10 protein-coding genes are annotated in these 15,767 nt (G+C 42.4%); 9 read left to right on the plus strand and 1 reads right to left on the minus strand.

Annotated elements, in window-relative coordinates:
- Window positions 1–51 precede the first annotated feature (51 nt).
- From tsf to ACSBL2_RS00685, 5 genes are all read left to right on the plus strand, one after another.
- On the plus strand, window positions 52–888 hold the full coding sequence (gene tsf / locus ACSBL2_RS00665; protein ID WP_442589749.1) for a translation elongation factor Ts: 837 nt from the start codon (window positions 52–54) through the stop codon (window positions 886–888).
- Window positions 889–966: 78 nt separating this feature from the next.
- Window positions 967–2,088 carry an N-acetylglucosamine-6-phosphate deacetylase gene (gene nagA / locus ACSBL2_RS00670; RefSeq protein WP_442589750.1) on the plus strand — a complete coding sequence of 374 codons (1,122 nt, stop codon included), beginning with the start codon at window positions 967–969 and terminating at the stop codon, window positions 2,086–2,088.
- 23 nt (window positions 2,089–2,111) lie between these two features.
- Complete coding sequence (pyrH, locus tag ACSBL2_RS00675; protein ID WP_442589751.1) at window positions 2,112–2,819, plus strand: UMP kinase; 708 nt, start codon at window positions 2,112–2,114, stop codon at window positions 2,817–2,819.
- 31 nt (window positions 2,820–2,850) lie between these two features.
- Window positions 2,851–3,414 (plus strand): ribosome recycling factor, encoded by a 564-nt coding sequence (gene frr, locus ACSBL2_RS00680; RefSeq protein ID WP_442589752.1) that lies wholly within the window; start codon window positions 2,851–2,853, stop codon window positions 3,412–3,414.
- A gap of 86 nt (window positions 3,415–3,500) precedes the next feature.
- The gene (locus ACSBL2_RS00685) at window positions 3,501–5,240 is read left to right on the plus strand and encodes an ABC transporter ATP-binding protein (RefSeq protein WP_442589753.1); all 1,740 of its coding nucleotides are present in this window, start codon (window positions 3,501–3,503) and stop codon (window positions 5,238–5,240) included.
- A 41-nt stretch (window positions 5,241–5,281) separates the two neighbouring features.
- Here ACSBL2_RS00685 and ACSBL2_RS00690 read toward each other — a convergent pair whose 3' ends face one another.
- Complete coding sequence (locus tag ACSBL2_RS00690; RefSeq protein WP_442589754.1) at window positions 5,282–7,201, minus strand: glycoside hydrolase family 97 catalytic domain-containing protein; 1,920 nt, start codon at window positions 7,199–7,201, stop codon at window positions 5,282–5,284.
- Between the two features lie 700 nt (window positions 7,202–7,901).
- On the opposite strand from ACSBL2_RS00690, the gene ACSBL2_RS00695 reads away from it, so the two are divergent.
- The 4 genes from ACSBL2_RS00695 (at window position 7,902) to ACSBL2_RS00710 (ending at window position 15,744) form a co-directional block, all read left to right on the plus strand.
- Window positions 7,902–9,386 carry an arabinan endo-1,5-alpha-L-arabinosidase gene (locus tag ACSBL2_RS00695; protein ID WP_442589755.1) on the plus strand — a complete coding sequence of 495 codons (1,485 nt, stop codon included), beginning with the start codon at window positions 7,902–7,904 and terminating at the stop codon, window positions 9,384–9,386.
- Window positions 9,387–9,451: 65 nt separating this feature from the next.
- Complete coding sequence (locus ACSBL2_RS00700) at window positions 9,452–12,517, plus strand: SusC/RagA family TonB-linked outer membrane protein (protein WP_442589756.1); 3,066 nt, start codon at window positions 9,452–9,454, stop codon at window positions 12,515–12,517.
- 62 nt (window positions 12,518–12,579) lie between these two features.
- Window positions 12,580–14,133 carry a RagB/SusD family nutrient uptake outer membrane protein gene (locus ACSBL2_RS00705; RefSeq protein WP_442589757.1) on the plus strand — a complete coding sequence of 518 codons (1,554 nt, stop codon included), beginning with the start codon at window positions 12,580–12,582 and terminating at the stop codon, window positions 14,131–14,133.
- A 66-nt stretch (window positions 14,134–14,199) separates the two neighbouring features.
- Window positions 14,200–15,744, plus strand: a complete 1,545-nt coding sequence (locus ACSBL2_RS00710) for an alpha-N-arabinofuranosidase (RefSeq protein ID WP_442589758.1) — start codon at window positions 14,200–14,202, stop codon at window positions 15,742–15,744.
- Window positions 15,745–15,767: the final 23 nt, after the last annotated feature.

Raw genomic sequence — 15,767 nt, forward strand, 5'->3', positions numbered from 1 at the left:
TGCAACGTACAACCCATAGTTATTTAGATAAAAACTTAAAAAGAAAATAAAATGTCAGTACAAATTTCTGCAGCAGATGTAAACAAATTACGCCAACAAACCGGTGCCGGTATGATGGATTGCAAAAAAGCATTAATAGAGGCCAATGGCGATTTCGAAGCTGCCGTTGATTATTTACGTAAAAAAGGTGCTAAAGTTGCAGCGAGCCGTCAGGATCGTGATTCTAACGAGGGTGTTGTTATCGCAAAAGCTACAGCAGACGGAAAACGTGGTGTTGTTGTTGAATTAAACTGCGAAACTGATTTCGTGGCTAAAAATGCTGATTTTATTGCTTTAGCAAATAAATTCACTGATTTAGCGATTGAGAAAAATCCTGCTTCTTTAGAAGAGCTTTTATCTCTTGAAATCGATGGTCAGAAAGTTTCTGATATCATTGTGGAAAACACTGGTAAAATTGGTGAGAAAATCGGTATCTCTAAATTCGAAACTGTATCTGGTGAAAAAGTTGTTCCTTACATCCATGGTAACTACCGTTTAGGTGTTTTGGTTGCTTTAACTCAGGATGTTGCTGGTGTTGATGAGGCTGGTAAAGACGTAGCTATGCAGATTGCTGCAATGAACCCGGTAGCATTAGATAAAGATAACGTAGATACACACACAATTGAGCGTGAAATGGAAATTGCTAAAGAGCAAATCCGCGCTGAAGGTAAACCAGAAGCAATGGTTGAAAAAATCGCTGCTGGTAAACTGAACAAATTCTACAAAGACAGTACTTTGTTAAATCAGGAATTTGTTAAGGATTCTTCTAAAGATGTCCGTAAATTCCTGGATGAAACAGCTAAAGGTTTAACTGTTTCTGCATTTAAACGTGTTCAATTAGGATCATAGTTCCTTCATGATAAATTAAAAGGTCCCTTATTTTTAAGGGACTTTTTTTTTGCCTTATATTTAGCAGGATTAAAGCATATGATAGCCATTAAAAATTGTAAATTTTTTGAAGAAGGAAAGCTCAGGTCGGATGCCAGTGTACTGATAGCCGGGGGACTGATTCAGGAAATAACTACTGCCGGAATACCTGAAGGTTACCGGGTGATTGATGCGCAAGGGGCGCTCCTTAGTCCGGGTTTTGTTGATCTGCAGATTTATGGCAGTGGCGGAAAGTTATTTTCTGCTTATCCTGAAGTAGAGACTCTGCGACAGATGGACAATGATCTCCTTGGCAAAGGAACGACAGCTTTCCTTGCCTGCCTCGCCACCAATACCATCGATATTTTTAAACAGGCCATCGTTGCAGCCAAAGCTTACCGGAAGGAAGCCAGGGGTTTTATGGGACTTCATCTGGAAGGCCCCTTTCTGAACCCTAAGCGTTTGGGAGCACATCCCGAAGCATATGTGCATAAAGCGACACTGGCAGAAGTCAAAGATTTGCTGGAAGAAGCAGACGGGGTAGTGAAAATGATGACCATTGCCCATGAACTGCAGGACGAGGAAGTAATCCGTTATCTACTGGATCAGGGTATAGTCCTCTCCCTTGGACATAGTGATGCAAATTTTGAACAGGCAAATCTCGCTTTTGCAGCCGGGTTCACTACAGCCACACATTTATTTAATGCAATGCCATCGATTCATCACCGAAATCCCGGGCTGCCTTCGGCGGTATTAAATCACCCTTCTGCTATGGCCAGTATCATTGCCGATGGTGTCCATGTGGACTTTGAAATTGTTAAAATGACCTGTAAACTGATGAAAGGCAGGGTGTTTCTGATCACCGATGCGGTGACGGCATGTGATAAAGGGCCTTATCAGCACCGTCTGGAGGGTAAAAAATATGTTACTCCTGAAGGAACCATTTCAGGATCCAGCATTACCCTGCTTGATGCGGTGAGCAATTGTGTAAAGTATTGTGATGTGCCTCTGAATGAGGCGTTAAGCATGGCTTCTGCACTTCCTGCCAGTCTGTTGGGAATGGATTGGGTTACTGCTGAACTGCAGGCTGGAAAAGCGGCCAGTTTATTGTTATTATCGGACACATTGAGTTTAGAAAAAATTTTTATAAACGGAGTTGAACATTTGAGGAGTAATAATTAAAACAAATAGTTATTTTTGGAGTCATGAAGTATAAACGGATCCTACTAAAATTAAGCGGCGAATCGCTAATGGGCGATAAGCAATATGGTATTGATAATGAGCGTGTACAACAATACGCTGAAGATATTAAAGCTGTTCATGCCCAGGGCCTGGAAATTGCTATTGTGATTGGCGGTGGCAATATTTTCAGAGGTCTGAGCGCAGAGAAGTCCGGTATGGATCGTGCCCAGGCAGATTATATGGGAATGCTGGCAACAGTCATTAACAGTATGGCTTTGCAAGATGCGCTGGAGAAAGTAGGACTTAAAACAAGATTGTTAACAGCGATAAAAATGGAGCAGATCTGTGAGCCATTTATCCGTAGGAGAGCTGTAAGACACCTTGAAAAGGGCCGTGTGGTTATTTTTGGCGCCGGTACCGGAAATCCTTATTTCACAACTGATTCTGCAGCTGCCTTACGCGCTATAGAAATCAAAGCTGATGTAGTACTTAAAGGCACACGTGTTGATGGTATTTATACTGCTGATCCGGAGAAAGATCCTGCGGCTACACGTTATTCTGAAATCTCTTTCAGGGAAGTATATTCCAAAGGATTAAATGTAATGGACATGACGGCCATTACCCTTTGTGAAGAAAATCAGCTGCCAATTATAGTATTTGATATGAATAAAAAAGGCAACTTCATGAAAATTTCTCAGGGAGATGCGATAGGTACCCTTGTGAAAGGGTAATTTTAATAGATTTTGATAAATAGTAAAAGTTATGAACGACCTCATAAAGAAACAATTACAGGACGCACAGACAACAATGGACAAGGCCATTGCGCATTGTGAATCTGAGTTAACCAAAATACGCGCCGGTAAAGCTTCAGCTGGTATGCTTGATGGAATAACTGTAGATTATTATGGCAGTGCCACGCTCCTGAGCAATGTTGCCAGTATAAATACACCTGATGCCCGTACACTGCTTGTTCAGCCATGGGAAAAAAATATGCTTGTTCCTATTGAACGTGCAATTATGGAAGCTAATATTGGTATCAACCCTCAGAATGATGGGGTCGTGATCCGTTTGGTGGTACCTCCACTAACTGAAGAACGCAGAAAAGACCTGGTAAAAAAGGTGAAGGAAGAAGCGGAACGCGGCCGTATTACCGTGCGTAATATCCGTAAAGATGCCAACGAAAAAATTAAAAGACTGAAAGGCGAAAGCGTTTCTGATGATGAAATTAAAAGTGGTGAAGCAGAAGTACAGAAAATTACCGATGCCTATATCGTGAAAGTGGACAAACACGCAGAAGCCAAAGAAAAAGATGTGATGACGGTATAAGTTTAAATATAATCTTTTGGTAATTAAAAGGGAATATAGCTTTTGCTATATTCCCTTTGTCTATTTTTGTCCTCTATTTTTTTTAAATGAATCTATTAGTACAATACCTTAAAAATTACAAATGGGTGGTTTGCCTGGCACTTTTACTGGCTGCCATTAACATCGGTTTTTCTCTGCTTGACCCCTACATCACAGGAAAGATAGTGGATCAGTTTATCGAGAAGAAGGATGTACTGAGTCGTCATGAGTTTGTTTGGGGAGTGCTGGGATTGGTAGGCCTGGGTGTGGGTGCCGCGATGGTGTCCCGGATTGCGAAGAATTTCCAGGATTATTTCACCAGTATTATTGTGCAGAAGGTGGGTGCGCAGATGTATGCTGACGGACTGAAACATTCATTGGAGTTACCTTATCAGGTCTTTGAAGATCAGCGCAGCGGGGAGACCCTTGGGATCTTGCAGAAGGTAAGGCTGGATAGTGAGAAGTTTATTACCTCATTTATCAGCATCCTGTTTGTGAGCCTGATCGGGATGATCTTTGTAATTGTATATTCTGTTTCGGTAAGTTATAAGGTGACTTTAATTTATTTTCTTGCGATCCCTATTATTAGTTTCGTGAGTTGGTTCCTCAGCAGAAAAATAAAGACCATCCAGCGGAGTATCGTTGCTGAGACGACAGCGCTTGCCGGTTCAACGACGGAATCTTTAAGAAATATAGAATTGGTGAAGAGTCTCGGACTGGCGAACCAGGAAATTGAACGACTCAATAAGACTACCTATAAAATCCTGGGACTGGAGCTCAGGAAGGTAAAATATGTCAGAAGTATGAGCTTTGTACAAGGTACAACGGTGAACCTTGTAAGGAGTATTATGGTGGTTGTTTTGCTGGTTCTTATCTTCGAAAATACCATTTCTCCCGGGCAGTATTTTTCTTTCCTTTTTTATTCCTTCTTTCTTTTTGGTCCCTTGCAGGAGCTTGGAAATGTAATTTTATCATGGAGAGAGGCTGAGGTATCCTTAGGGAATTTTAAGAATATCCTGAATACCCCGGTAGACAAAAAACCACTGAACCCTAAAGTACTTGAGAAGATCCGGTCGCTCGAATTTCAGGAACTGAGCTTCAGACACCTGACGGGGAAAACAAATGCCTTGAATGAAATCGGTTTTAGAGTAAATGACGGGGAAACAATTGCCTTTGTAGGGCCATCGGGCTCCGGGAAGACAACCCTGGTTAAATTACTGGTGGGCTTGTACCAGCCGGTAGAGGGTGAAGTATTGTATAATGGGATTTCAAGTACGGAAATTGACCTCGATCAGCTAAGGGAAAAAATTGGTTTCGTTACACAGGATACACAATTGTTCTCCGGGACGATCAGGGAAAACCTGCAGTTTGTACGTCCGGGTGCTACAGATGAAGAATGTTTACAGGTGATGGAGCAGGCGGCTTGCCGCACGCTGCTGGCACGTGCAGATAAGGGATTGGATACCGTAATTGGTGAAGGTGGGGTGAAGGTCTCCGGAGGAGAGAAACAACGTCTTTCTATTGCCAGGGCTTTATTGCGCAAACCTGATATTCTTGTCTTTGATGAAGCGACTTCATCGCTGGATTCCCTTACGGAAGAGGAAATTACAGCGACAATCAGGGAAGTATCTGAGTTTACCAATCACATTACCATTTTAATTGCACACCGCTTATCTACGATCCGTCATGCAGACCGCATTTATGTATTGGAGAAGGGGCATATTATTGAACAGGGCAAACACAAAGAACTCCTGGAAGAAAAGGGATTGTATTATGCCATGTGGCGTCAGCAAGTCGGAGAGCGGTAATTTCCGCTCCCCGCTGTGTTTGCTGGTGTCATTATTGGATATTATTCCAATACCAGGACAAAACCACCATTTTCTTTAAGGGTGATTTCGAGCTTATTGTCTTTTGGCAAGGTGATATTGGTATTGCTGAAAGTAAGTGCCTGTTCTCCATCCGCGAATAATACGCCTTTTTGCTTAGCAAGAACGGAAAGGTCGAGATGTAGTTTTTTTGCTTTCAGTTCTCCGTTCATGCCGGCAACATACCATTTGTTTCCACTTTTCCTGGCCATTACCACAAGTTTTCCAGGCTCACCATCCAGGAATTTAACATCTTCCCATTGGCTTGGTAATTCAGCAAGGAATGTTTTGATATAGTCTGGCACATGTGTCATCCCTTCAGGAGATTCTGCAAAATGCTGGATACCTGATAAAAATACAACACTGGTTGCCAGTTCAAATGCACTGGTTGTTTTGCGCTTGACATGTGTTGGGATCTTATAGAGGTTCATTGGCGTGAAATCCATAGGATCAAACAGGTTACGGGTGAAAGGAAGCATCGTTGTGTGGTTGGCTTCAAAATCAGCCCCGGCCTGTTCAAAGGTGATCATCTCAAATCCCTTTACCGCCTCAGTCGTCATCAGGTGGGGATAAGTCCTGGCCCATCCTCTTGGCAAGGTGGCACCATGGAAGTTGACCAGTAAATTGAAGTCGGCCGCATCTGCAAGGATCTCTGTATAATAGGCAATCATTGATTGTCCGTCACCATTAAAGAAATCGATTTTTACCCCTTTGATTCCCATTTTATGGATTCTGGCAAACTCCGCCCTCCTGCTTTCCTTGGTCAGTAATTTATCTTTTGGATGGTAAGGGACAGTATTCCAGCTACCGGCGGAATTGTACCACAAGATCAAGCCTACATTTTTTCCGGCTCCATAGTCAGCCAGTTCAGCTATTTTATCGTAACCGATTTTGGTATCCCAGTTGACATCAATGAGGCAATATTCCCATTTCATTTGTGCGGCGAAGTCGATATATCTCTTTTGTTCCGTATAGACAATGGAATCATCCTTGCTGTTGATCCAGCTCCATGAAGATCTTCCGGGTTTGATAAAGGAATCATCTTTTAATTTAACGGCTGGCTGGGCAAGGTCGGTACCGAGGGTAGATTCCGTAACTGTTTTCAGGTTCCCCAGGGTAATGATTCTCCATGGGGAATACCATGTTCCGGTAGCTTTCGGCAGCAGGCCTTTACCGGTAAATATCTCGCGTTTATCCGGGAAGCCAATGTGATAAACAGTACTTGCAGAATCATTCTTCAGCACAGTTCCGCAATAGGTGCCATCCATGCCGGTTTCGGTAATGGCTACCCAGATATCATTTGACTTGAATAATGCAGGATAAACCCATCCTGTTTTGGAATATGCTCCAGCCTTGATATCCTGCATATAATACTCTTCATAAGAAGGGTTGGTATGTTCCCAGCCTGTTTGTGCTTCAGCCTTGGGCTGGAGCCATGTTTTTGCAGCAGCCGGGAAATGGTAGGTAGTGAATTCCTTGGTTACGGTAGAGGTTGTTTTGGCTTCATTGTGGAACTGGTAGCGAAAACCCACCCCGTCATTGGAAACCTGGAAAATTACCGATATCAGTTTACCTTCCTTATTACGGAGGGTGAAGGTTCTTTTTGTGGCTTTGTAATCAATAACTGCTTTTTTTGCATTGACCATGGTGTAATGGTCCTGAACAGTGGTTACCGGAGAAACTTTGCTGATCTGCAGATTTTGATGGAGATTGGTGTGGTCCATCTCTACACCCAATGCAGATTTGTTGATGACAACTTTGTTTTCATAAGAAACCACGTAGGAAGGGGTTCCGGAGGAAACAGAGAATTCTACTTTAATTTTTTTGTCGGGACTGCTCAGCGTTTGTGCGTGTACAATGCAGGAGGAAAGAATCAGGCAGGATGCCAGTAAAGGTTTTAACATAATTTCAAGTTTAATATTTGGAAAGGATTTGCGGAAGAAACGGTCCCATCTCCCTTATTAAATGTTAAAATAACGTTTAATTTTTTGAAAAGCAAAGCCGGCCAGACCGTATGTTATGGGAATAAGCAAAAAACATATGCTTTTTTGCCCGTATTTTGTCACAAATCAAATAAATATTCACCCATTTATTACCCATTTTTGCACATCATTTAGCTATATATTAGCAATTTATGATATGTTTTTTATTTTTAATAAGGTGTAATAAATACACTAAGATAAAAATAAACTATAATTAAAAATCTTTGTATCAGTTGTTTGTATCTCTTTGTTTTCTGTATTTATGACGAATTAATAAATGTTGGTTTAACATTTATTATCTTTTTAAATGTTAACTTGACGATTAATATTTTTTTCCTACATTAGATTTATAATTGGCGCAAACGTTTTAGCACCATAAAGAACCAAATATAAATTTTGTAAAATAAATCAGAAGGAATTATTTTCTGTATCAGATCGAAAAAAAATACCTGGATTTATAAACAACACATTTCTACTATGAGAGATTTTTACGGGATCAATATTACCACCAGGGCAGAAAGTTTAGCGTATCAGCATAGCCTAATCCACAGTTTTTCCTTTCTCTGCCTGACTGCTTATTTCAGCACAGTTTATAGTACATCCTCCGCAAATATTTAATTGTATGAAAATAGGTTTTAAACAGATCATGTACTGTGCTGCCATGACGGCTGTGATGATGGGTTCTTCTTGTAGAAAAGAGGATGGCTTTGATAAATTAGGTGATCCGGGAGCAAATGCTGCTGAGATTCCATTCGATATAAATAACATTACCGATACTTATGCAAACGTTGCCAGAGCTGGAAACAGCAGAAACTGGGGGCCTTATAATGTCCATGATCCTTCGATTTTTAAGGATGGGGAATGGTTTTACTGCTACAGTACAGATGTGGGATATGGTGTAGATGTACGTGCGGGTATACAGATCAGAAAGTCAAAAGATCTGGTGAACTGGCAGTTTGTAGGCTGGGTTTTCAATGGGCTTCCTCCGATGAGTGATGCTTACATCAAAAAAAATGGTGCTGTTTCCAATTCAGGTATCTGGGCACCTTATGTGCTGAAAGTTGGGAATGAGTATAGGTTATATTATTCATTGGCATCAACAGGTTTCAGGATTAGCTGCATAGGGTTAGCTACAGCTTCCTCGCCTGAAGGGCCGTGGGTAGAAAAGGGGATTGCCGTAAGTTCGGTGACCAACGGTCCGGGAACCAACGCGATTGATCCGACGGTAACCGTAACGCCATCCGGAGAGCATTATATGGTCTATGGTTCCGCATGGGACGGACTTTTTGAAGTGAAACTGAATCCTGCTACCGGACTGGCCGCAACTGAAGGGGACAGGGGTTCACGGATCATCAGAAGAGGTTCAACGAATGGATTATATAACGGTAACCTGGAAGGACCGGAAATTATCTATAATGCAGAAACAAAAATGTATTACCTGTTTGTGGCATATGACTGGATTGATACCAAATATAATGTGAGGGTATTTCGCTCTACCAGTCCAACAGGACCTTTCCTGGATTGGAATGGCAGAAATGCCGACTTACCTGAGGACCATGGTCCGATGATCCTGTCGCCTTATCGTTTTATGGAACACGGCGGTTGGGCGGGTGTGTCCCACCCTGCAGTGTTCCAGGATAATGGCCAGTATTTTATTGCCACCCAGGGACGTCCTGCAGTGGACAGGGCATTTATGGTATTGCATGTCCGCAAGATTTTCTGGACTCCTGAAGGCTGGCCGGTGGTTTCTCCTGAGCGTTATGCGAATGTTGGAAATGACGCAGTGACCAGGGAACAGCTTGTTGGAAACTACGAGCAGATTGTACTGGGCTATACAGTTGTGCCAGGTTATGCTACGGAACAGGCCGATCCGCAATATTCAGCGGCATTCTCTGCTACATTATCTGCAGATGGAAGTATCAATGGGAACGCAGGGAATACCTGGACCTACAATGCGCCATGGCTGGAGTTGCACTGGGGAGGGATGTATGTAGACAAACTTCATGTATCAAGGGAGCGTGACTGGGAGAAAAAAGTTCAATCGACTATTGTGATGAGTGGGTTTAATGGTGGCGGAACTGCCATATGGTTCAAGAAAGTGCAATAAGCGGCTAACAAAGAAAGTATACTACTAATACCCAAATTATATACCGAATAATAAACATGTAAATTATGAAATTTTTTCTATTCAAAAATTCCTGGAGGCACGGCTGGTTTGCAGTGCTTCTGATTACCCTGATTTCAACTGTCACAGTAAATGCACAGACTGTTCTGGTGAAGGGGAAGGTGGCTGATGAAACAGGCGCTGGTGTACCGGGAGCTACTGTAAAGATTAAAGGCAAGACCAGTGCAACGGCCACCGATATGGACGGTAATTATGCGATCCAGGCGGCACAAAATGATATATTAGTATTTAACCTTCTTGGTTATGCAGCGCAGGAAGTGCCTGTAAATGGTAAAACACAGATTTCTGTACAATTGAAGCCTGTGGCAAATGACCTGACTGAGGTTGTGGTGGTGGGATATGGATCGCAACTGAAGAAAGACCTTACCGGATCTGTAGCAGTGGTGGATACAAAAGAAATAAAAAAAACCTCAGCAAGCGATGTTGGCCAGTTGCTACAAGGGCGTACGCCAGGTATTGCGGTAACAAATGACGGCCAGCCGGGAGCTGTTCCGGTGATCCGGATCAGGGGACTGGCATCTTTCAACAATCAGGCACCACTCTATGTTGTTGATGGAATTATGCTTTCCGGAACTCCTCGTGATTTTAGTCCGAATGACATTGAATCGATGCAGGTACTGAAAGATGGTACTGCTGCTGCTATTTATGGTGCAGCTGCTGCCAATGGTGTAATCATCATCACCACTAAACAAGGGAAAAGAAATACGCCTTTGAGTATTGAATACAATGCCTATTTTGGTTTAGATAAGGTAGCACAAAGGATTCCGGTGGCGAACCGTGTAGGTTATCAGATGTTAAATAATGAGTCGCAGTTGAATACTCCGAATCAGACTATTGCTCCTGCCAATGATCCAACCAGCAGTCAGTATATCAGCAATATTGATACGGACTGGCAGAAAGAAGGTTTAAAAACGGGACAACGTATGAACCATAACCTTACCTTTAATGGTGGTGGTGAAAATTCAACTTATAATGTATCACTGGATTATTTCAACCAGGAAGGTACTTTTGTGGGTAATGGCCCCGATTATCAGCGTTATACCGGGCGTGTGAATACAACGCAGCAAAAAGGCCGTTTCAAATTTGGACAGTCACTAAGTTATACCCACTCGAAAGAAAATTCCCTGACTTTCAGGGGCGATGTACTGACTGGTGGAAGACCTCCGCTGATCAATGACCTGTTGATTGCTATTCCTACCCAATTGGTTTATGATCCGACTATGCCTAATGGTTATGGTGGCACACAATCTGACAGGGAAAGGGCGATTTCACTGAATGTCGTTGGGGTAAACTCAATGTTTACCAATTATGTTGAGGTAGATCGTATTTTTGCTGTTGCATGGGCTGAAGTGGAGTTGTTTAAGGGCCTGAAATACAAAATTAATGCAGGTTACGACAGGACCATGACGCGTGATTTCTCCTTTCAGCCGACTTTTGATTTAGGTTTCTTCTTCAAACAGACAGTGAACCGTCTGGATGATAATTCGAGGGTGATTACAAATGCATTGGTTGACCATACGTTATCTTATGATAAAAAGTTTGATAAGCATACGCTGAGTGCGGTTGCCGGTATGAGTTATAATAAAAATACGACACTAACCCGCTGGGGCCATACAGAAAATGTAGACCCGAATTACCTTATCCTTGGAAACGGATCGAACAAGTCTGTTGATGGTAATTATTTTCCCTATACTTTTTATGGGGTATTCGGACGGGTAAACTATAATTATGACGATAAATATCTGATTACTGCTAATTTCAGGAGAGATGGTTCCTCAAGGTTTGCAAGAGGAAACAAATACGGCAATTTCCCTGGGGTATCGGCTGGATGGAGAATCAGTAAGGAAGAGTTTATTCAACTGCCATCATGGGTAACGGAGCTGAAATTAAGAGGAGGTTACGGACAGTTGGGTAATGCCAATATTGGAGAGTTTCAGTATGATCCTACTATTAACCCTAATATTCCTTATAGTTTTGGTGGAGTAAGGGTTATTGGGGGAAGCCAGACAAATGTTGTGGATCCTTATATCCGTTGGGAGACTAAAACAACATCCAACGTAGGCTTTGATGCGACGTTCTTAGGAGGCATGTTTGATCTGACGGCTGAATATTACAGGAATAAAGCGACAAATGCTTTAATTGGTATGCCTATTCCCTTGAGTGTGGGCTCAAATAATACTACTCCTTTAACCAATGCCGCAAGTATAAAAAATACCGGTGTGGAGATTAATTTAGGTTACCACAATAATAAAGGAGAATTTACCTATAATATCACGGCGAATGTGAGTACAGTAAAAAATACCTTGCTTGCATTGAGTGACGGAGAAACTTCGCGTATTGTAGGAGGTTTTATTAACACAGTAGGCCAGGAAATTGGCCGTCATTATGGACGTGTGGTGGAAGGTATTTTCCAAAATACCGATGAAATTGCAAACCATGCTTTTCAGAATGCGCTCACTTCTCCAGGTGACCTGAAATTTAAGGACATCAGCGGACCAAATGGTGTGCCTGACGGTATTATTGATGATCTTGACCGTACAGATCTTGGTAGTTCACTGCCGAAAGTTTATTATGGATTAAACTTTACAGGTGCTTATAAAGGTTTCGATTTTACTTTATTTATGTCGGGTGCAGGTGGAAACCTGATCAACAGTGCGCTTTACCGCTCATTGATGCATACAACGGATTATATCAATTACCATGAAGATGCCTTGAACAGGTGGACGCCAACAAACCCAAATAATGAGTATCCTAGACTTGCAGCTAATGATCCTAACCAGAACGGTATTGATTCTGACAGAAAAGGGTGGTTGCAGAAAGGTGATTATCTACGCCTAAACACAGTTTCTGTTGGTTATACCATTCCTAAACTGGATCTGAAATGGATGCAAAGCCTTAGAGTGTATGCTACTGCACAAAATGTATATACGCTGCAATATTATAAAGGTTATAATCCTGATTTCGCTCAGACACGCCCATTTGAGCCTGGATTTGATCCGGGATCTTTCCCAACACCACGGACTTTTATGGTAGGTGTACAGGCTAGATTTTAGAATTAAAGAACTAAGGTGATGAAATTTCGATTTCATCACCCTCACATAAAAATATTACAACGATGAAAAAGATATTTTCCTATATTATTTTGGGCCTGTTGTTTACAGGTTGCTCGAAAGAACTTGATATACCTAACCCCAATTCCCAGTCCGTTACGCTTTTCTGGAAAACTTCGGCCGATGCGCAGTTAGGGGTAAATGCGATTTATAACAGCTTAATACAGGATGGTACCTATATGAGGATGTTTCCTGCGCTTACCGATGTAAGAGGCGACGACTTTACTGGAGATAGTCCATGGGGAGACCTTGTACAGGTGGGAAATTTTTCTATCCCATCCAATTCTGGTCCGGTACAATGGATCTGGGCAACACATTATCAGATGGTATGGCGTGCGAATCAGGTTCTGATCAATGTGCCGGCAATAGAAATGGATGAGGATCTGAAAACGAGGATTTTGGGTCAGGCACATTTTCTGAGGGGCCTGGCCTTATTCAATCTTGCCAATACCTATCAGAAGATCCCAGTGCCTTTGGAATTGCCTACGGATAAATCAAAGTATTTTACGCCGACCGCTAGCGATGAGCAGCTATGGGGACAAATCTATGCTGACTTTACTGCCGCTAAAGAAATGCTTCCGGTGACTTATGCAAATGTGAGTGGGCCTGATGTTGGCCAGACAGGCCGTGCGACTAAAGGGGCTGCTACAGGTATGCTGGGAAAGGCTTATTTGTATAAAAAACAGTGGAGCCAGGCTGCTGCTGAGTTTAATGAACTGATCAGTGGAGCACAAAGTGGAAAGTATGCTCTTGTTGCAGACTACAGGGACAATTTTAAAGAGATCAATAAGAACAATGTAGAATCTCTGTTTGAGGCGCAATTTGGTCAGCCGGATGTTGTTGGTGGTATTATCATGAACTACGGAGGAGAGCCAAATGCCAACTGGAAACAAGTAAGCTCTGTGGGCAGAACTTATGCTATGGACGGTTTCGGTTATTCCGACTTCTTACCTACACGATGGATCTATGATGAGTTTAAAGTTGAGAAAACGACTGAAGGCAAAAGTGATCCCCGTTTACTGGCGACTATAGCTTCATATGAAGCGGCTGATAATTCTATCACTGCCTACGGTAGACCATGGCCACATGCACAGACCGCTATTTATCCTAGGAAATATACGCATGATGGTCTGAACTGGGCAGGAAATGATGACCAGGAGAATTCAGGGATCAATTATAGAATACTGAGATATGCAGATGTATTGCTCATGTATGCTGAAGCCTTGAATGAGCTTGGACGTACCACTGAATCTTATACATTTATTCAGCAGGTGAGGACAAGGGCAAAATTACCGAATCTGGCGACAACCAAACCGGGAATGTCACAAGTACAAATGCGTGATCAGATTGCACATGAGCGTGCACTGGAGTTCTCGATTGAGTCTGTAAGAATAAATGATATCATCAGATGGGGATGGTTATATGATGCAACTAAGCTGGCAGAGTTGAAAGCCCATGATCCTGATTTTAATACCTGGAGAGCTGGTAAGGAATACCTGCCCATTCCTCTTTATGAATTGAATACAAACCCGAATATTCAGCGAAACTCAGCAAATTAATCTCTCACCTGCCGGATCATTCCGGCAGGTATTTTTGTTAAATTCCGATTCTTAATTTTATAAATAATGGTAAAAAACTCTTTCTTCAAAGCCGCTTGTCTTTCATTGACCATGTTGGGCAGCAGCACTATGCTATTCGGTCAGCAGACAACGGTAACGCTGCATGCTGATAAAAAAGCCGGAACGATCAGTAAACACATTTATGGTCATTTTGCAGAGCACCTGGGCAGATGTATCTATGATGGTTTTTATGTGGGCGATAGCTCTTCCATTCCTAATACCGCTGGGGTAAGAAATGACATTATCGCCGCCTTAAAAAATCTGAATATCCCGAACCTGAGATGGCCGGGAGGTTGTTTTGCCGACAGATACCACTGGAGAGACGGAGTGGGGCCTAAAGAAAACCGCCCATCGATAGTGAATACCATGTGGGGTGGCGTAACTGAAGACAATAGCTTTGGTACACACGATTTCCTGAATATGTGCCAGTTACTGGAAACAGAACCTTACCTGGCCGGTAATACCGGCAGTGGAACTGTTCAGGAGTTGTCTGATTGGGTACAGTATGTAAATTTTGAAGGCAAGAGCCCGATGTCTGATCTCCGTGTTCAAAACGGGCAGACAAAACCATGGAATGTAAAATTCTGGGGCGTAGGAAATGAAGCCTGGGGATGTGGTGGAAATATGACACCTGAATACTATGTAGGCGAATACCGTAAGTTCGCGACTTTCATGGAAGGTAAAGATTTGTATAAAGTGGCCTCAGGAGCGAATGTTGATGATTACCACTGGACAGAAACCCTGATGAAAGGTATTCCATTAAACTTAATGAGTGGTATTGCCCTGCACCATTATTCTTTCCCTAGCTGGGAGAAAAAAGGACCTGCAGTAGGCTTCTCTGAGCAACAGTATTTTGAAACGATGAAAACTGCCCTTCGCATGGATGAGCTGATTACCAAACATACAGCGATCATGGATAAATACGATCCGACAAAAAAGATTGGTTTGGTGGTTGACGAATGGGGAGGATGGTTCGAAGTAGAGAACGGAACGAATCCTGGCTTCCTCTATCAGCAGAATACCATGCGTGATGCCATGATTGCCGGTGCCACGTTAAATATCTTCAATAACCATAACGACCGTGTGAAGGTAGCCAACCTTGCACAATGTGTGAATGTGTTACAGGCCGTGATCCTGACAAGCAAAGAAAAAATGCTGCTTTCACCTACCTATCACGTGATGGAAATGTACAAAGTACACCAGGATGCCACACTCATCCCGGTAGATGTGAAATCGGATGATTATGTTTTTGGTAATGAAAAATTACCTGCAGTATCTGTGTCCGCGTCTGTAAATGGTGCCGGAGTAACGAATGTTTCCGTGGTCAATATCAACAGCAAAAAAAGTGAAGAAATTGAAATTGATATCGCTGGTGGAAAGTATAAATCTGTTTCAGGAAGAATTCTGACTTCCGCAAAAGTAGACGATCACAATACCTTCGAAAAGCCAGAACTGATTAAACCGGCAGTTTTTAAAGGTGCCTCGTTGAAAGGTGGTAAACTGAAAGTGAAACTTCCACCATTCTCTGTCGTGGTGTTGACATTGAAATAAGGAATAAAATATTTAATGAACTG

Source organism: Pedobacter sp. AW31-3R (assembly GCF_052180285.1).
GTDB lineage: Bacteria > Bacteroidota > Bacteroidia > Sphingobacteriales > Sphingobacteriaceae > Pedobacter.

Excerpts from the sequence above, each read along its gene's own strand:
- tsf (WP_442589749.1), top strand. The coding sequence starts at position 52 with ATGTCAGTACAAATTTCTGCAGCAGATGTAAACAAATTACGCCAACAA.
- nagA (WP_442589750.1), top strand. The coding sequence starts at position 967 with ATGATAGCCATTAAAAATTGTAAATTTTTTGAAGAAGGAAAGCTCAGG.
- pyrH (WP_442589751.1), top strand. The coding sequence starts at position 2,112 with ATGAAGTATAAACGGATCCTACTAAAATTAAGCGGCGAATCGCTAATG.
- frr (WP_442589752.1), top strand. The coding sequence starts at position 2,851 with ATGAACGACCTCATAAAGAAACAATTACAGGACGCACAGACAACAATG.
- ACSBL2_RS00685 (WP_442589753.1), top strand. The coding sequence starts at position 3,501 with ATGAATCTATTAGTACAATACCTTAAAAATTACAAATGGGTGGTTTGC.
- ACSBL2_RS00690 (WP_442589754.1), bottom strand. The coding sequence starts at position 7,201 with ATGTTAAAACCTTTACTGGCATCCTGCCTGATTCTTTCCTCCTGCATT.
- ACSBL2_RS00695 (WP_442589755.1), top strand. The coding sequence starts at position 7,902 with ATGAAAATAGGTTTTAAACAGATCATGTACTGTGCTGCCATGACGGCT.
- ACSBL2_RS00700 (WP_442589756.1), top strand. The coding sequence starts at position 9,452 with ATGAAATTTTTTCTATTCAAAAATTCCTGGAGGCACGGCTGGTTTGCA.
- ACSBL2_RS00705 (WP_442589757.1), top strand. The coding sequence starts at position 12,580 with ATGAAAAAGATATTTTCCTATATTATTTTGGGCCTGTTGTTTACAGGT.
- ACSBL2_RS00710 (WP_442589758.1), top strand. The coding sequence starts at position 14,200 with ATGGTAAAAAACTCTTTCTTCAAAGCCGCTTGTCTTTCATTGACCATG.